Below are 16332 nucleotides of genomic sequence, written 5' to 3'. Positions count from 1 at the left end.
GTGCGGAGAGTTTTGCAAGGCGCGGGCCAACTTGTTGGCAGGCAGGTTCTGCGGGGTGAAATGCAGCTATACAGGGATAAAAATAGCAAGACTAGTGCCGATAACGCTGACGCTCGGACTTAAGCAAGATGCGCACAATGGCAAACTCACGCTCGATCTGCTCGACCAGCTCGGGGGCCTGTTCAAGCTGCTCGCGCCGCCCGGCCTCCTCCAGCTGCTTGCACAGCCCAGCCAGCATCAGTGCGCCCATATTGCTACAACTGCCTTTAAAGCTGTGCGCGGCCAACCGCAGGCTCTGCGCATCGGCGGCCCGCTCAGCCTGGCGCAATACCAGCAAGCGCTCTTCGGAGTCGATCAGGAAGGTATCCAGCAGCACCGGGTATTCATCTTCCATGACGTCCTGCAAAGCCGCCAGTACTGCGCTATCAAGGTGAATATCGGACAACTGCTCGCTCCCCTAGCGTTATGCCGGGATTATGCCCCAGGCAACCAGGAAAACTCCACGCGCACCCCCAGTTCGCCGTCGCCCCAACTGCAACGCTCACTCAACTGCCTGACCAACGCCAGCCCGCGACCGCTCAAGCTATGGGCATCACGGGGTTCTGTCGGCAATTGCTGGTCATCAAAGCCAGAGCCGCTGTCTTCGACGCGAACGATCAACCGCCCGCCAGCGCCTTCCGGCAGTAATTGCAGGTGAAAGCGCACAAAGCCGTCGGTCAGCGCAGCCAGCCGCACGCTGCGCTGACGGTAGTACTCGGCAAAACCCTCGGCATTCGCCTTGAGCGCCGAATCCAGGCCCAGCACGCCGTGCTCCAGAGCATTCGAATACAACTCGGCCAGCACACTGAACAACGCACCGCCCTGAGGCCGCAAACCCTGCACCTCCAGCAGCAGCTGCAAGAGGAATGGCAACGGATTGAAATGACGCAGGGTTTCCCCGCGAAACTCGAAGCTGGCCGACCAGTCCAGTGAATGGCTCTGGCCATTGTCGGCAAAGGCCAGCGGCGGTCGGCTCAGCTCGGCGTCATCGACCAGGCTGACCTCAAGCAAACTGACGTCATCCTGCTGCTCGCCACTGAAATGGGTCAGCGCCTGCTGGATTTCAGAGAACAGCGCCGTAGGCTGCTGATTGGCAGCGAACACCTCAAGCAATCGCCCTTCACCGAACAACTCACCCTGTTTGTTACAAGCCTCCAGCACGCCATCGGAAAGCAGGAAAACCCGATCCCCAAGCGCCAGCGGGTAAACCTCGTACTTGTCGTTGAACGCGGTCGGCTCCAACACGCCTAACGGCAAATGCCGTGACACCAGCGGCAAACGCTCGCCACTGCCGCGCAACAGATAGCCATCCGGCAGGCCGCCGTTCCACACCTCAACCACCTGGCGCTGGAAGCTGATATTCAGCACCGTGGCGCAACAGAACACCCCGACAGGGAGAATGCGCTTGAGCTTGGCGTTGATCTCGCGCAGCACTTCGGCAAGGGAATAGCCCTTGGCTGTCATGCCATAAAACACCTCGGCCAGCGGCATCGCGCCAATCGCTGCAGGCAAACCGTGGCCGGTGAAGTCGCCCAATAGCACATGCATACCGCCAGACGGTTTGAACGCGGCCAGCAGCAAGTCGCCGTTAAACACCGCATAGGGCGATTGCAGATAACGGATATTCGGCGCATCCAGACAGCCGGAATGGGTGACCTTGTCGAACACCGCCTTGGCCACCCGCTGCTCGGTGAGCAGGTGTTCGTTGTGCACGGCAATCAGATCACGCTGCTGCAGCACGGTATCCTGCAAACGCCGCAGGCGGTCCATGGCCTTGATCTTGGCTTCGAGAATGACCCGGTTATAGGGCTTGGCGAGAAAATCATCACCGCCAGCTTCCAGGCAGCGCACCAGGGCTTCGCCTTCGGTCAGGGAAGTGAGGAAGATGATCGGCACCAGCTCTTCGCCGGCCACCTGCTTGATTCGCCGCGCGGCTTCGAAGCCATCCATCAGCGGCATCAGAGCATCCATCAGCACCAGCTGCGGACGCTCCTGCTCGAACAGGGCCACCGCCTCCAGACCATTGCTGGCGGTCAGCACCCGGTGCCCCTGACGACTGACGATGGTCGACAGCAGCATGCGATCAGCCGCGTTGTCCTCGGCGATCAGAATGGACAGACGCTCTGGCATGGCGCGCGCCTCGATCAGGCGATCTTGAACAGCTGCTCGAAATTCGAGATAGCCAGAATCTTGCGCACGTCCGGGTTGCAGTTGAGCAGGCGGATCTGCGCACTGTCGCCGCCGGCGTGATCACGTAGCAGCAACAGCATGCCGAGCGCCGAGCTATCCAGGTAAGTGGTGTCCTTGAGGTCTACAACGTAGCGCTGTGGGGTGCTGTTGACGCGCTCGTAGGCATTGCGAAATTCCTGATGCGCACCGAAATCGAAGCGTCCTTGAATCAGAATGGTCAGCTCTTGCCCATCGGATGAGGGCAGCGAGGTGATGGCCATGAATTACTCCTATAAACGAAAAGACCAGGCCGCACGTTCAGGTGGACCAGACGCAGGTTATGCATGATCAAGATGTAGCATCGCAATGCCCATGCGGCAACTGTTTAGGCTGTGTTGGTGTGTCGCATTCAGTTTCAAGTAAGCGGCAATTCGCACTTAAGACTGCGAATTCCGGGCGGATATGCGCTGCGATAGCTCATCGAGCAATTTCTGCTCGCGCTTGTCTTCAGCCAGGCGCGCTTCGTCCTGATAGCGCTTGACCAGTTTGCGCAAGCCTTCAAGGCGGGCGTAGCGCTGCTGCCAGACCTCGCGGACCTTTTCCATATTGGCGCGGTGCCAGTCGACACTGTTGCGCTGCTGGCCGATGGCGGTTTCCAGCTGGGTGAGAAAGCGCTGGTAGTTCATCAACCACTGCCCGGAGACGCCGCGCTGACCTTCGGTGATCCATTGCTGCTGATAATCGCCGCGGTAGCGTTCAAGGTCGCCAAGCTGCACTTCGGCCTGGCGCAGCAAACCCTGACAATGCCCCAGCTGCAAGGCCGCCTCGCGCTCGGCACGCTCGGCCATGTCGACCACCGGAGCCAGCCGCGCGGCGCGGCTTTGCGCCATGGCTTACGCGCCTGCTGCTGCGGGGTTGAAGGTTGCCGCCAGCTGCGCGCTGCTGCTTTCCAGGCTTTCGTTGTCCTGCAGGTTCTGCCGCAGGTACTTGACCATGGCCGGCTGGCGCGCAATGGCCAGGTCGGTGTCGGCATCACCGCCTGGCACATAGGCGCCAACGCTGATCAGGTCACGGCTCTGCTGATAGCGCGACCACAGCTGCTTGAAGCGCTGCGCCAAGCGCATGTGTTCGGCGCTGACCACCTGCGGCATCACCCGGCTGATCGAGGCTTCGATATCGATAGCTGGGTAATGGCCTTCTTCGGCCAGCCGCCGCGACAGCACGATATGGCCGTCGAGCACACCACGGGCGGCGTCGGCGATCGGGTCCTGCTGGTCGTCGCCTTCACTGAGTACGGTGTAGAAGGCGGTAATCGAACCACCGCCTTTCTCCGCATTGCCGGCGCGCTCCACCAGCTTGGGCAGGCGGGCAAATACCGATGGCGGATAGCCCTTGGTTGCCGGCGGCTCGCCAATGGCCAGGGCAATTTCCCGCTGGGCTTGCGCGAAGCGGGTCAGCGAATCCATCAGTAGCAAGACATTCTTGCCCTTGTCGCGGAAGTATTCGGCAATTCGTGTGCAATACATAGCCGCACGCAAACGCATCAACGGCGCATCATCGGCCGGCGAAGCCACCACCACCGAGCGTTTGAGGCCCTCATGGCCGAGGATCTCGTCGATAAATTCTTTTACTTCACGGCCCCGCTCACCGATCAGCCCGACCACGATAATGTCGGCCTCGGTAAAGCGCGTCATCATGCCGAGCAGCACCGACTTACCCACACCGGTACCGGCAAATAGGCCGAGGCGCTGGCCACGGCCAACGGTCAGCAGGCCGTTGATTGAACGGATACCGACATCCAGCGGTTCGCTGATCGGGTGGCGGTTGAGCGGATTGATGGCCGGGCCATCCATCGGCACCCAGTCTTCGGCTTTCATGCCGCCCTTGCCATCAAGAGCGCGGCCGGTACCATCGAGCACCCGACCAAGCATCGACATGCCCATGGGCAAACGCCCGGTATCCGGCAGCGGCACCACACGGGCACCAGGGGCGATGCCGGCCAGGCTGCCGACCGGCATCAGGAAGATTTTGCCATTGGAGAAGCCCATAACCTCGGCCTCGACCTGCACCGGGTGATAGCTGTCGTCGTTGATCACCAGGCAGCGGCTGCCCAGGGCGGCGCGCAGGCCTTCGGCTTCCAAGGTGAGGCCAACCATGCGCAGCAGGCGGCCTTCGACCAACGGCTGAGTTGGCAGCGCAACGGCCTCGCTGTAACCGGCCAGGCGTTTGGCGAAACTCACTCGGTCAAGGCGCATCCGGGCTCGCCTGACTATTCACCTGAGGGGCATCCACCGGCAGGGCATCCAGGTCGGTATGCAGATCGGCTTCCAGCGGATGCGACGCCTGTTCGCGCTGTTGCTCGAACAACTGCTTGATCGCTTGGTTCAGGCGGGTTTCCACGGTGGCATCGATACGGCTGAGTTCGCTTTCCACCCGGCAACCGCCAGGCAACAGGGATGCGTCTTCGAGAATCCGCCAGCTTTCTTCGTGGCGCTCACGCAGGGCCTTGATCATCTCGAAGTCTTGCGGATTAAGGTGAATGCGGATGTTGCCGGTGCCCATCGGCAGCAGCTTGAGCGCCTCGCTGAGCACCTGACGAATCTGGCTGGAGTCGCTGACCAGCTCACGCTGAATCACCTGGCGCACCATCTGCCCGAGCAGGCCGACCATGGCTTCTTCGAGCTGCTGGTCCTGCCCGGCAATCGGCTCGAACAGCTGGGTCATCAACTGCTCCAGCCCAGCCAGTTTAGCGGCCAGGGCGATATCGGCTTCCTGCTTGGCTTTTAGCTGGCCAGCATGGAAGCCGTCTTTCTCGCCGGTGGCAAAACCTTCGTTGTAGGCATCCTGGCGGATCGCCTCCAACTCATCCAACGTCAAGGGTTTGACGTCTTCCAGGGCCACCTCTTCACTCTCGGCCTGTGCCTGCTCGCCCGCTTCAACAGGCTGCTCGGCCGCCTGCTGCTCTTCCACTGGCTCAGGTATTTCGACTTCCGGATCGAAGCTGGGCAGTGCCCACACATCAACGCCCTTAAGGTCCTTGGCGCGAATCAGCTCACTGGGCGGCTCTTTACTGGACATGCGTTAGACCATTTCCTCGCCGCCTTTGCCGCCCAGGACAATTTCCCCGGCTTCGGCCATACGCCTGGCGATAGTGAGGATTTCCTTCTGCGCGGTTTCCACGTCGCTGACGCGCACCGGGCCTTTGGCTTCCAGATCGTCGCGCAGCAGTTCGGCGGCACGTTTGGACATGTTCTTGAAGACTTTTTCCTTGATCGCCTCGTCCGCGCCCTTGAGCGCCAGCACCAGCACGTCGGAGGACACCTCACGCAGCAGCGCCTGGATGCCACGGTCGTCGACATCGGCAAGGTTGTCGAAGACAAACATCAGGTCCTCGATCTGGCTGGAGAGGTCTTCGTCAACTTCGCGGATCGAATCCATCAGCTGACCTTCGACCGAGCTGTCGAGGAAGTTCATGATATCCGCGGCGCGCTTGACCCCGCCGAGCGCGGCGCGGGTGGTGTTGGAGCTGCCGGAGAACTGCTTCTCGAGAATCTGGTTGAGTTCCTTGAGCGCCGCCGGTTGCACAGTATTCAGCGAGGACACGCGCAGAACGATATCCAGGCGCACCTTGTGGTCGAAGTGGCCAAGCACTTCACCGGCCTGATCGGGGTCCAGATAAGCCACCACGATGGCCTGAATCTGCGGGTGCTCGTAGCGGATCACGTCGGCTACGGCGCGCGGTTCCATCCATTTCAGGCTGTCGAGGCCGCTGGTACTGCCGCCGAGGAGGATACGGTCGATCAGGTTGCCGGCTTTGTCTTCGCCCAGCGCCTGAGTCAGCATTTTGCGGATATAGCCGTCGGCACCGACGCCTAGACTGGTCTGATCGCCGACGATATCGACAAACTCGCCCATCACCAGCTCGACCTGCTCACGCTGGATATTGCGCATGCCGGCCATGGCCACACCAACCCGCTGCACTTCTTTCGGCCCCAGGTGACGCAGCACCTGAGCTGCGTCGGTTTCGCCGAGCGACAGCAGCAGAATCGCGGCCTTTTCAACCTTGCTCAATTTAGTGGCGGTTCGATTCTCACTCATCGGCGTTAATCCACTCTTTCACAACCTGAGCTACGCGGCCCGGGTCTTCAGCGACCAGGCTCTTGATGGCGTTCAATTGTGCATCATACCCCTCACTCGGGCTCGGCAGGAGGATGCTTTGCGGGCCGCCCAGGCTCACGCGATCCTCGGACAGATCACCGCCCAGCGCGCCCATTTCACCCAGTTCGACATCGCTATCACGGCCATCGCCATGGCCTTTGCCGCCGCCAGTGATGTTCTTCATAACAGGGCGCAATACAAACCAGACCAATATAAAGATCAACAGCGCGGGCATCAGTTGTTTTAGCCCACCCATGGCAAGTAGGAACAACTCACTCTGATACCAAGGCAACGCAACAGCATCCTCGCCCAGCGCGGCAGAGAACGGCGTGTTGATCACGCTGACGCTGTCACCACGGCTGGCATCGAAGCCCACGGAGTCCTGCACCAGGCGGGTAAAGCGTGCCAGATCATCACTGCTCCACGGCACCCGAGTGGTTTCGCCGCTGGCCGCATCGACCTTGACCTGATCGTCCACCACCACCGCCACCGACAGCCGGCGTAGACGGCCCTGTTGCTGCTTGGTGTAGCTGATGGAACGGTCCAGCTCGAAGTTACGCGTGGATTGCTCACGCTTGTCCGCCGGATACGGCGCAAGCATGGCCAGGCCAGTGGCCGGGTCAATGATCTGCGCACCGTTGGCGTCCAGCAGTGGCTGGCCTGGAGCGACCGGGCCAGGCACTGCCGCAGCACCGCCCGCTTGCTCAGGTGCGGCGGCCGCACCGGGTGGCTGGTTGCTCAGCGCACCTGGCACACCTTGCGGCGGCAGGCTGCTGCTGCGTTGTTCGTTGACCGACTGCTCACTGCGCAGCGCCGGCTGATCGGGGTTGAACATTTCCGAGGTGGATTCCACCGCACTGAAATCCACATCCGCCGACACTTCGGCCTTGTAGCGGCCTGAGCCCAGCACCGGCTGCAGGATGTTGTGCACACGCTGGGTAAACAGGCTTTCCATGCGGCGGCTGTAATCGAACTGCTTGCCGGCCATGGTCAGCTCGGACATTTCCTGAATATCCGAAAGCAGGTTACCCTTCTGGTCGACCACGGTGACCTGGGCCTTGTCCATTTCCGGCACGCTGCTGGCGACCAGATTGACGATCGCCATCACCTGGCTCGGCTCCAGGCCACGCCCGGAATACAGCTCGACCAGCACCGAGGCGCTGGGTTTGCGCTCATCGCGCACAAATACCGAACTCTTCGGAATAGCCAGGTGCACCCGCGCGGCCTTGACGTTGTTCAGGCTGGAGACGGTACGCGCCAGCTCCCCTTCCAGGCCACGGCGGTAGCGGGTGGCTTCCATAAACTGGCTGGTGCCGAGGCCTTGCTCCTGATCGAGAATCTCGAAGCCGACGCTATTGTCCTTCGGTGCAACGCCAGCAGCCGCCAGGCGCATACGCGCGCGAGCCAGGTCACCAGACTGGACCAGCAGCGCGCCGGAGTTGGGTTCCACGGTGTATTTGATGTCGGCGGCGGACAACGTCTCCATCACCTGGGACGCATCCATGCCGTCGAGGCTGCCATACAGCGGCTGGTAATCCGGTTGCTGCGACCACAGCACCACGGCAAAGCCAATGGCCACGCTGGCGGCCAGACCGACGAGCAGGCCGATCTGGCGCAACATCGACATATCGGCGAGGTTTTCCAGAAAGGTCAGGCCGAACAGCGGTTTCTTCGGCTCATCACCGCCAGTGGTGGCAGGTACGTTTGCAACAACGGCTTCAGCCATGATTCAGCCCTACCCTTAAACCGGCATCTGCATAATGTCTTGATAAGCCTGAACCAGCTTGTTGCGTACCTGGGTCATGGCTTGGAAGGAGACGCTAGCTTTCTGCGACGCGATCATCACGTCCGTCAAATCCACGCCGCTGGTGCCCATTTCAAAGGCAGTTGCCAGCTTGTTGGAGGCCTGCTGGGTTTCGTTGACCTTGCCCACGGCCTGCCCGAGCATCTCGGAAAAGCTCGGCGCACCGGGCTCCGGCGTACTGGTGACAGGCTTCTGACGCGCCATGGCGTCGGCCTGCATGGAGCGCATCTCCAGCATCAAGCGATTGAATTCAACACCCTGACTCATCACTACCTCCACTGGCCGCGGTTTTTTGACGCTTCGCGGCGTTTGCAGAGGTATTGCAACAAGGGTGCCAGATTATCGAGCTGGCTCTCAGCGCCTATTTACGCGCTTGCGAACGGATATACAGGGCTTCGACCTTCTCCCGCGCCCAGGGCGTCTTGCGCAAAAAGGTCAGGCTGGACTTGATGCTCGGGTCGCTCTTGAAACAGCGGATATCAATCCGCTCGGCCAGGCCGTCCCAGCCGTACAGGGCAACCAGGGCGGTGAGAATGGCTTCAAGGGTCACGCCATGCAGCGGGTTTTTCGGTGATTGAGTCATGCAGAACCTGTACAGGCAGCTCGATTGAGGCAAACCCCGCCACCTTAGCCAAACCAGCGGCCAATCGAAAGCGCAGCGCGGTTTCTGAAGTTTATTTCGGGCATAAAAAATGGCCGGGAGTCATTTTTAACGTCGCGTAGCGACGGCCCGAAGGGTGGCGGCCATGGATGGCCAGCCATAAAAAAGCCGGCCCACACCAAAGGTGTGGGCCGGCGAAGCACTATCGGGTCGCACGCACATCGCCGCGATACAGGTCCACGGGGCAACTGAGCGACCAGTCAGTTGCCAGGTATTTCAAACCATCAGGCCGACTGGTATTCCTTCTCGGCTTCGTCGAAGCGCTTGATCATGCTGGCCGAAGGGCCGCTGCCGATCTTGCTGAACACCAGAATGGCGATGGTGGCGAAGATAAAGCCCGGGATGATTTCGTACAGGCCCAGGTGGCCGAGGAAGTTCTTCCACAGGATTACGGTCAGAGCACCGACCAGCATGCCGGCCAGAGCGCCGTTGCGGGTCATCTGCTTCCAGACCAGCGAGAGGATCACCACCGGACCGAACGCAGCACCGAAGCCTGCCCAGGCGTAGGATACCAGGCCCAGTACGCGGTTTTCCGGGTTGGCAGCCAGCATGATCGCGACGATAGCAATCAGCAGCACCATGCCACGACCGACCCATACCAGCTCGGTCTGTGAAGCATCTTTACGCAGGAAGGCTTTGTAGAAGTCTTCGGTCAGGGCACTGGAGCACACCAGCAGCTGGCAGCTCAGGGTGCTCATGACCGCAGCCAGGATGGCGGACAACAGGATGCCGGCGATCCACGGGTTGAATAGCAGCTTGGCCAACTCGATAAATACGCGCTCTGGGTTCTCGGTCACCGGGCCTGCGAGGTCCGGATTGGCGGAGAAGTACGCAATACCGAAGAAGCCCACAGCCACGGCGCCTGCCAGAGTCAGGATCATCCAGGTCATGGAGATACGACGGGCTGCTGGAATCGACTTCACCGAATCAGCGGCCATGAAGCGCGCGAGGATATGCGGCTGGCCGAAGTAGCCCAGGCCCCAGGCCATCAGCGAGATCACGCCAACAAAGGTCGCGCCTTTGAGCATGTCAAAGCTGGTGGCGTCTTTCAGTTCGATCGCTGCGAAGGTGGCATCAGCACCGCCAGTGGCAATCAGCACCACGATCGGGGTGAGGATCAGGGCGAAGATCATCAGCGTGGCCTGCACGGTGTCAGTCCAGCTAACCGCCAGGAAACCACCGATAAAGGTGTAGGCGATGGTCGCCGCAGCACCGGCCCACAGCGCGGTCTCGTAGGACATGCCGAAGGTGCTTTCAAACAGGCGGGCACCGGCCACAACGCCCGAGGCGCAGTAGATGGTGAAGAACACCAGAATCACTAGGGCGGAGAAGATGCGCAGCACGCGGCTGCTGTCTTCGAAGCGGTGGGTGAAGTAATCCGGCAGGGTCAGGGCGTTGCCGTTGTGCTCGGTCTGCACACGCAGACGGCCAGCCACGAACAACCAGTTCAGGTAAGCCCCCACAATCAGGCCGATGGCGATCCAGCCTTCGGACAGACCGGACAGGTATACCGCGCCCGGCAAGCCCATCAGCAGCCAGCCGCTCATGTCCGATGCGCCAGCCGACAAAGCGGTGACGAAACTACCCAGGCTGCGACCGCCCAGAATGTAATCGGAAAGGTTCTTGGTGCGCATGTACGCGAACAGGCCAATCAGCACCATGAGCGCGATGTACACCACGAAGGTGACGAGCATCGGAGTATTTGCAGTCATTGGGGAGCTCCCCTCTTGATTGTTGTTATTCCAGCAACAGGGAGTAGCCCCCATTGCCAACGTGGCATTGCACGCCTGCCTTATGCAGGTGAAGCCGCTTACCGCAATCGAGGCACAAAGGCCCCAATACAACAACGGGCGCATGCCGTAAGACAGTCGCCCGTGAAAATCCTTTTAAATGCCTGCCAGCGCTCTAACCCGGCCAGGCCCTGCGCGCACTCAACGTTCTGGCAAACGCTGCACACCGGAAAAACTCAGCATCACTCGCCACGGCCTGTATTAGGTCTAGCCCAACTGCAGCGGCTTGCCGGGGCAAGCCTGTGGGCAGAAACCTGCGCACCGCGTAAACCGAGCACGGAATTTAGTGGCAGATGCATGACCGCTTCTTACAAAAAGCTCTGGAGTTTTTGCAAAAAACTCCAAGCAGGGAACTTCCTGCAAACAGCTGTTTAAAGCGCCAAGCCAGAAACTCAGCTGCCACGGCCATCCATCGCCACTTATAGCGGGCGGGCAACAGGCATCTAGACTGCACCCATAAGCTGGAGGTGTGTGTTGCAGAGCGAAGCATCCGATTACTCAATCTACCGGCGCGTAGTCTCGCAGTTGATGCAGGGCGAAGAGCAACTGCCCAGTCTGCCGACCATCACCCTGGATATCCGCCGCGCCCTGGGTGACCCGAATATTTCCCTGAATGCCCTGGTGCGCCTGATCAGCCGTGATCCGGCCCTCAGCGCCCTGCTGATGAAACATGCCTCCAGCGCGCTGTATCGCCACACCCTGCCGCCTAAAACCCTGCACGAAGTGATCAGCATGCTCGGCATGGCTGAAGTCGACCGCATTACCATGGTGCACAGCATCAAAAGCCTGTTCACCCTGCACAGCCCCGGGCATAAACGGCTATTTGTCGATGCCTGGGAGCGCCTGGTGATCAAGGCCAGCACCAGCGCCATGCTGGCCCGCCTGCTGGGCCATGTAACGGCTGAACACGCGCTGCTGGCCAGCCTGCTCAGTGAGGTGGGCACCCTGGCCGTGCTCTCGGCGTTCCGGAGTGAAAGCGTCACGCCCTCCAGCGAGCTGTATTACAAGCTGTGCCGCGAATACAGCAAATCGCTCGGCATCATCGTGCTGAAAAAATGGTCAGTGGATAACGAATATATCGAGATCATCCGCGACACCGGCAACTGGCAGCGCAGCCCAGGGCATAGCCTGCAATTGCTGGATCTGGTCAACCTGGCGCTCTACCACGCCATCAAGGAACGCACCCCAGACGCCGACCTGCCGCCACTGCAGGAACTGGCCGCCTACCAGAAGCTGATGCCGCCGCAGGACTTTATTGGTGAGAACGGCGAACTCAGCCTGGTGATCAGCCACCGCGCCGATATTCTGGCGATCGCCCAGACCTTACGTTAGCGATCGATAACCTGCGCGCGCATCGGCGCAAGCCGCGCCAGCAGGCGGTTCTGCGCAGGCATGGGCACGCCTTGGGCGCTCATTGCATCCTGCAGGTTTTCCACCAAAGCGTTGAAGTCGCCGGGGGTGAGGTTCTGGCCCTTGTGGCTTTCCTCCATGCTGTCGCCGGTGTAGGTGCACGGGCCGCCGGCTTCGACGCATATCTGCTCCACCAGCTTGTCGCGCAGGCGCACGATGTCGATATTCTCGAAGTACCGAACGATGCGCGGGTCGGCGGCAATATTCAGCAGCATGCCTTCGACGATACGGGTAATTCCGGCCTGCTCGCCCAGGTCACGGTACAGGCTGTCGTCTTTCGGCGCCTGCTGGGCACAGGCCGCCAGACTCAGAACAACCACCAGCAGCAGACTGCGCATGCTTAGAAACTCCCCTGTACAGACAGATAAACCCCGTCCTGATTATCCAGCGTGGCGATCTCCCCCAGGCGCGCATAGGCCAGCACCACGGCCAGGTTCTTGTTGGGGAAGTAACCGATAAACAGATCAGCCCAGTCACTTTCGCCGGCAAAGCTTAAGTTGTCCGGCTTCTCGCGGTACTCCACGCCCAGCGCCCAGCGCGGGTTGAACAGCACGGCGACGGAACCTTCCTTGAGCACCGAGTGACGATCACGGCGGTCGCCACCAAAACCCAGCAGGCCCAGCTCGTTGGCCCGGCTGTAACGCAGACTGCCGTTAAGCAGCAGGTTGTAACCAAAGGCGCCGCCGAGAATCAGCCGGCTGGCGCTGATATAGCCCTCGGTGTCTTCGCTGCGTTGCGCGCCCACCAGGCTGGGAATCAGAAAATCCTTCTGGCGTTTGTGCTGAATACCCAATGACACCTGCGGCAGCTGGTCGTAGATCAGGTCGCCAAACAGGCGCACCTTGAGGCCGAAGATATCCTGGCTCAGGCTGTTTTCCGGCAGATTAAGGTTGCGCGCCAGGGTGCCCAGATCAAAGCGCTGGCGGGCGTAGGACAGTTCGATGCGGTTATCGAACGCTGCGCCAACACCGGCCACATCCAGGCGGTAATCGCCGGTTTCCACCCGCGTGGCGAATACATCCGCGCCCCATTCTCCGCGTTCGCCATAACCGGAGAGCACCGCCCAGGGCGTAATCCCGCCACCTGCCGCACCTTCAATGCTGCTGGCGCCACCGGTGGCCAACAAGCGGCCGTCGGCCCAGGCCAGGTTGGCCAGCAGACCGCACAACAGGGCAATGCAGCGAGGCAGTTGGGTCATGGTCAATGCACCAGGGTCGGGGAGGCATGAGTGTATTGCGCCATCCAGGTTTCAAAGGCTTTCGCCGCCAACGGTCGGCTGATCAGGTAGCCCTGGGCGGTATCGCAATGCCAGCGGCCGAGCAGTTGCAGGCTGCGCTCGAATTCGACGCCCTCGGCCACGACCTTGAGACCCAGGCTGTGGCTCATCTCGATGGTCGAACGCACGATCACCGAGTCCTCACTGGCATCGTCCAGGTCGCGGATAAACGACTGGTCGATCTTCAACTCCTGCACCGGCATGCGCTTGAGCTGCGTCAAGGATGAGTAGCCTGTGCCAAAGTCGTCCACCGACAGGCTGATACCGCACGCACGCAGGCCATGTAGCACCTGTAGGGCGACCTCGGGGTTGAGCATCACCCCGCTCTCGGTGATTTCAAAAATCAGCTGTTCGGCCGGGATCTGGTACTCGGCCAACAGTTTGCTGACCCGCGCTGGTAACTGTGGATCGATCAGGTCTTCGGTGGAGATATTCAGCGACACCTGCACGCGCAGGCCGCGCCCGGCCCACTCGCGCAGCTGGCGCATGACTTCCTCGATCACCCAGGAGGTCAACAGCTGAATGCTGCCGGTGCGCTCGGCCAGCGGGATAAATTCCCCCGGCGAGACCATGCCCAGCACCGGATGCTGCCAACGCAGCAAGGCTTCGGCCTGGCGCACCTGGCCGGCGGCAATGTCGAGTTTCGGCTGATAGTGCAACAGCAGCTCGGCCTTGCTTGGCGCATGGCGTAGATCACGAATCAGGCGAATCTGCCGCTGCTGGGCATCATCACGGCCACGCTGATAGACCTGCAGATGGCTGGCCATGCCGGCGGCATCCTGCATGGCGATACTCGCCCGGCGCAGCAACTCTTCCGGGGCGTTGCCATCGACCGGGTAGCTGGCAATGCCGATGCGGCAATCCAGGGCGAAATCATGGGTGGCGACGCGCAGCGGCTTGAGCAGCAGCTGCTGCACCTTGTCGGCGATGCCCACGGCGCTGTCGCTGTCAGTGTTTTCCAGCAGCAGGAGAAATTCATCACCGATAATGCGCGCCACGCTATCGCCGGGGCGCAGAATCGCCTGCAGGCGTCGGCTCAGCTGCTGCAACGCCAGATCGCCGCCCTCCGTGCCCAGGCTTTCATTAACCGCCCGAAAATTCGCCACGCCCAGATAGAGCAACGCCGTCGGCCGCTCCGCCGTGATCGCACTGCCCAGACGCTCCAGCGCCAGGGTGCGGTTGGGCAAACCGGTCAGCGCATCATGCAAAGCGTTATGCGCCAGCTGCCGCTCACGCTCGGCGATACCTTGCTGCATGTCTTTGAAGGCGATGGCCAAACGCCCCAGCTCATCACCGCGCTGCAGATCCAGGCTGGCCTGATAATCGCCCTGGCGCACCCGCTCGGCGACCGCCGCCAATTGCTGCACCGGCTGCGACACCGAGCGCGCCAGCAACAAGGCACCAACCAGGGAAGCGGTCAGCGCCACCAGGGCAATCAGCAGAATATTCTGATCGAGCGGGGCAAACGCCTGTTGCGCCTGACTCAGGGACTTGTGCAGCAGCGCACGCACCTCAAAGCCATCGCCGCTCGCCAGTACCAGGGTTTGATTGAGGTAAGACTCGGCACCGATCAGGCTTACCGCATCATCAGCCAGTTCAGCCATGCTGCCTTGCAGCTGCTCACGCTGCGTCGGCGGCAAGGTGCTGATCCAGATATCGGCCACACCATCCTGGGTTGCCCGTAGGGTCAGCTCCAGGTGGGTCAATCCACGCAATTCGGCGGCAAATACATCATCAACCTGAAAGCCCATCATCACCCGGGCAATCGGCAACGGCGCGGTGACAGTGGCTTGCACCAGCAGGTAGATCTTGTCGGCAATCGGCATCAGGAATATCTGCACGCCCTCGCGCTGACGCTGCATCACCTGGGCACTGAGGCGCTGGGCGGTTTCGCCGCTGATCTGCCGATCACTGCTGACCTCCAGATTGCCATCCAGGCCCAGCATCATTACGGCGCTGGCGTTGATCCGTGCGCCGTGGTTGGTCAGGGCCGAGCGAATGGTCTCAGTGTCGCCGCTGGCCACGGCATCCTTGAAGCCAAAATCGGCGGCCAGCACCTGCACCGCATCGTGCAACTGGCGGCCGCGTACTTCGAGCAACTGCTGAAACACCAGGCTGCCCACATCCAGCTGCTCACGGGCCTGGCTGCGTACGGCGGCATTGGTGGCGGTTTGCACGGCAGCATAGAGCGCGCCGATCACCACCAACAGCAGCAATACCAGTACGCCGGCGATGCGCGCCTGAAAACTATTGCGCAGCATCGCGAGCCTTCTTGAACGCATCACCAAAGGCACTGGCCGGCGCACTCGGCGCTGCCTGGGTGGCAGGCGCCTGCATGGTCAGGGTAAAGCGCTGCTGGTTGCCGGCCTCAGTCAGCTGCATCTGGCCGGCAGCCTGCGGCAACATCTCCGGCGCTTGCGGGTGCCACAGGCTGACTGTGTACGTACCGGCTGGCAGTTGCTCCAGGTTCAGCTTGCCCTGCGCATCGCTGACGGCAAACCAAGGGTCGTCGGTGACATAGACATAACCCACCATCCAGTCATGGATATTGCAACCAAGCACCACCACACCCGGCTTGTCGAACAGCACAGGCTCACTCGGTGTGCCCTGGTACAGGCGCAGCTCAAAGCGTTTGGCGAGGGAGAACGAATAGACGTGATGGCGAATATTGTCGCTGTTGGGGAACGACACCGAGGTGCCGCTGCGCACGGCCAGCACATTGGGCGCGAATTGCTGCGAGCGCTGGTCCATCACCGCGGCAGCAGGTGCAACCCCAGGCGCAACCGCGCTGCGCAAACTGAGCACGGCATTGGCCAAAGGCTGGCCTTGGCTATCCACCAACTCGGCTTGCAGGCTGGCGGCGGGCAAAGGCGTACTGAGCAGCAATATGCCGAGCAGCGAAAACGCGAACAATGGGTGCAGGTGCTTGCTCATCAAGACTACTCGTACGCTAGGGGCACACTTGACTATGAACAGCATCCTTGCCCGGGCACAGTAAATGTCTCTGTGCGCCACAGCTTAGTCG

General features: G+C 61.1%; 16 protein-coding genes. 1 reads left to right on the top strand and 15 read right to left on the bottom strand.

Going from position 1 to position 16332, the window contains the following annotated elements; genetic code table 11:
• Positions 1 to 91 precede the first annotated feature (91 nt).
• The 11 genes from ACQ4LH_RS19300 to putP all read right to left on the bottom strand — a co-directional run bounded on the left by ACQ4LH_RS19300 (position 92) and on the right by putP (position 10543).
• Complete coding sequence (locus tag ACQ4LH_RS19300; protein WP_275963041.1) at positions 92 to 445, bottom strand: Hpt domain-containing protein; 354 nt, start codon at positions 443 to 445, stop codon at positions 92 to 94.
• Between the two features lie 29 nt (positions 446 to 474).
• A complete protein-coding gene (locus ACQ4LH_RS19295; RefSeq protein WP_430698673.1) occupies positions 475 to 2169 on the bottom strand; it encodes a SpoIIE family protein phosphatase in 1695 nt (564 codons plus the stop codon).
• Between the two features lie 14 nt (positions 2170 to 2183).
• On the bottom strand, positions 2184 to 2489 hold the full coding sequence (locus ACQ4LH_RS19290) for an STAS domain-containing protein (RefSeq protein WP_090252075.1): 306 nt from the start codon (positions 2487 to 2489) through the stop codon (positions 2184 to 2186).
• Between the two features lie 156 nt (positions 2490 to 2645).
• A complete protein-coding gene (fliJ, locus tag ACQ4LH_RS19285) occupies positions 2646 to 3098 on the bottom strand; it encodes a flagellar export protein FliJ (protein ID WP_430698672.1) in 453 nt (150 codons plus the stop codon).
• 3 nt (positions 3099 to 3101) lie between these two features.
• Positions 3102 to 4463, bottom strand: a complete 1362-nt coding sequence (fliI, locus tag ACQ4LH_RS19280) for a flagellar protein export ATPase FliI (protein WP_430698671.1) — start codon at positions 4461 to 4463, stop codon at positions 3102 to 3104.
• Complete coding sequence (fliH, locus tag ACQ4LH_RS19275) at positions 4453 to 5286, bottom strand: flagellar assembly protein FliH (RefSeq protein WP_430698670.1); 834 nt, start codon at positions 5284 to 5286, stop codon at positions 4453 to 4455. Before fliH ends, fliI begins: the two co-directional genes overlap by 11 nt.
• A 3-nt stretch (positions 5287 to 5289) precedes the next feature.
• Complete coding sequence (gene fliG / locus ACQ4LH_RS19270; protein ID WP_430698668.1) at positions 5290 to 6306, bottom strand: flagellar motor switch protein FliG; 1017 nt, start codon at positions 6304 to 6306, stop codon at positions 5290 to 5292.
• Complete coding sequence (gene fliF / locus ACQ4LH_RS19265) at positions 6299 to 8092, bottom strand: flagellar basal-body MS-ring/collar protein FliF (RefSeq protein ID WP_430698667.1); 1794 nt, start codon at positions 8090 to 8092, stop codon at positions 6299 to 6301. The genes fliG and fliF overlap by 8 nt, the downstream gene beginning before the upstream one ends.
• Positions 8093 to 8107: 15 nt before the next feature.
• Positions 8108 to 8437, bottom strand: coding sequence for a flagellar hook-basal body complex protein FliE (gene fliE, locus ACQ4LH_RS19260; RefSeq protein ID WP_136666327.1), 330 nt, complete (start codon positions 8435 to 8437; stop codon positions 8108 to 8110).
• A 94-nt stretch (positions 8438 to 8531) separates the two neighbouring features.
• Positions 8532 to 8753, bottom strand: coding sequence for a VF530 family DNA-binding protein (locus ACQ4LH_RS19255; RefSeq protein WP_430698666.1), 222 nt, complete (start codon positions 8751 to 8753; stop codon positions 8532 to 8534).
• 302 nt (positions 8754 to 9055) lie between these two features.
• Positions 9056 to 10543 (bottom strand): sodium/proline symporter PutP, encoded by a 1488-nt coding sequence (gene putP / locus ACQ4LH_RS19250; RefSeq protein ID WP_430698665.1) that lies wholly within the window; start codon positions 10541 to 10543, stop codon positions 9056 to 9058.
• Between the two features lie 552 nt (positions 10544 to 11095).
• On the opposite strand from putP, the gene ACQ4LH_RS19245 reads away from it, so the two are divergent.
• Positions 11096 to 11953, top strand: coding sequence for an HDOD domain-containing protein (locus ACQ4LH_RS19245; protein ID WP_430698664.1), 858 nt, complete (start codon positions 11096 to 11098; stop codon positions 11951 to 11953).
• Here the strand turns inward: ACQ4LH_RS19245 and ACQ4LH_RS19240 are convergent.
• The 4 genes from ACQ4LH_RS19240 to ACQ4LH_RS19225 are packed head-to-tail and all read right to left on the bottom strand — an operon-like array spanning position 11950 to position 16241.
• Positions 11950 to 12369 (bottom strand): group I truncated hemoglobin, encoded by a 420-nt coding sequence (locus ACQ4LH_RS19240; RefSeq protein ID WP_430698663.1) that lies wholly within the window; start codon positions 12367 to 12369, stop codon positions 11950 to 11952. The two genes, ACQ4LH_RS19245 and ACQ4LH_RS19240, sit on opposite strands and share 4 nt — an antisense overlap.
• 2 nt (positions 12370 to 12371) lie before the next feature.
• Positions 12372 to 13229: a DUF3034 family protein gene (locus ACQ4LH_RS19235; RefSeq protein WP_430698662.1), complete on the bottom strand. Its 858-nt coding sequence runs from the start codon at positions 13227 to 13229 to the stop codon at positions 12372 to 12374.
• 2 nt (positions 13230 to 13231) lie between these two features.
• Positions 13232 to 15568, bottom strand: a complete 2337-nt coding sequence (locus ACQ4LH_RS19230) for an EAL domain-containing protein (protein WP_430698661.1) — start codon at positions 15566 to 15568, stop codon at positions 13232 to 13234.
• Positions 15555 to 16241, bottom strand: a complete 687-nt coding sequence (locus tag ACQ4LH_RS19225) for a methylamine utilization protein (RefSeq protein ID WP_430698660.1) — start codon at positions 16239 to 16241, stop codon at positions 15555 to 15557. The genes ACQ4LH_RS19230 and ACQ4LH_RS19225 overlap by 14 nt, the downstream gene beginning before the upstream one ends.
• Between the last annotated feature and the right edge of the window lie 91 nt (positions 16242 to 16332).

The organism is Pseudomonas peli, from assembly GCF_050563605.1.
Taxonomy (GTDB): domain Bacteria; phylum Pseudomonadota; class Gammaproteobacteria; order Pseudomonadales; family Pseudomonadaceae; genus Aquipseudomonas; species Aquipseudomonas peli_A.
This window is presented reverse-complemented; position numbering and strand designations above follow the sequence as displayed.

Coding starts and splice junctions, on each gene's coding strand:
- fliG (WP_430698668.1), bottom strand. CDS start 6,306: ATGAGTGAGAATCGAACCGCCACTAAATTGAGCAAGGTTGAAAAGGCC.
- ACQ4LH_RS19295 (WP_430698673.1), bottom strand. CDS start 2,169: ATGCCAGAGCGTCTGTCCATTCTGATCGCCGAGGACAACGCGGCTGAT.
- ACQ4LH_RS19255 (WP_430698666.1), bottom strand. CDS start 8,753: ATGACTCAATCACCGAAAAACCCGCTGCATGGCGTGACCCTTGAAGCC.
- ACQ4LH_RS19235 (WP_430698662.1), bottom strand. CDS start 13,229: ATGACCCAACTGCCTCGCTGCATTGCCCTGTTGTGCGGTCTGCTGGCC.
- putP (WP_430698665.1), bottom strand. CDS start 10,543: ATGACTGCAAATACTCCGATGCTCGTCACCTTCGTGGTGTACATCGCG.
- ACQ4LH_RS19290 (WP_090252075.1), bottom strand. CDS start 2,489: ATGGCCATCACCTCGCTGCCCTCATCCGATGGGCAAGAGCTGACCATT.
- fliJ (WP_430698672.1), bottom strand. CDS start 3,098: ATGGCGCAAAGCCGCGCCGCGCGGCTGGCTCCGGTGGTCGACATGGCC.
- ACQ4LH_RS19225 (WP_430698660.1), bottom strand. CDS start 16,241: ATGAGCAAGCACCTGCACCCATTGTTCGCGTTTTCGCTGCTCGGCATA.
- fliE (WP_136666327.1), bottom strand. CDS start 8,437: ATGAGTCAGGGTGTTGAATTCAATCGCTTGATGCTGGAGATGCGCTCC.
- ACQ4LH_RS19230 (WP_430698661.1), bottom strand. CDS start 15,568: ATGCTGCGCAATAGTTTTCAGGCGCGCATCGCCGGCGTACTGGTATTG.
- ACQ4LH_RS19240 (WP_430698663.1), bottom strand. CDS start 12,369: ATGCGCAGTCTGCTGCTGGTGGTTGTTCTGAGTCTGGCGGCCTGTGCC.
- fliI (WP_430698671.1), bottom strand. CDS start 4,463: ATGCGCCTTGACCGAGTGAGTTTCGCCAAACGCCTGGCCGGTTACAGC.
- fliH (WP_430698670.1), bottom strand. CDS start 5,286: ATGTCCAGTAAAGAGCCGCCCAGTGAGCTGATTCGCGCCAAGGACCTT.
- fliF (WP_430698667.1), bottom strand. CDS start 8,092: ATGGCTGAAGCCGTTGTTGCAAACGTACCTGCCACCACTGGCGGTGAT.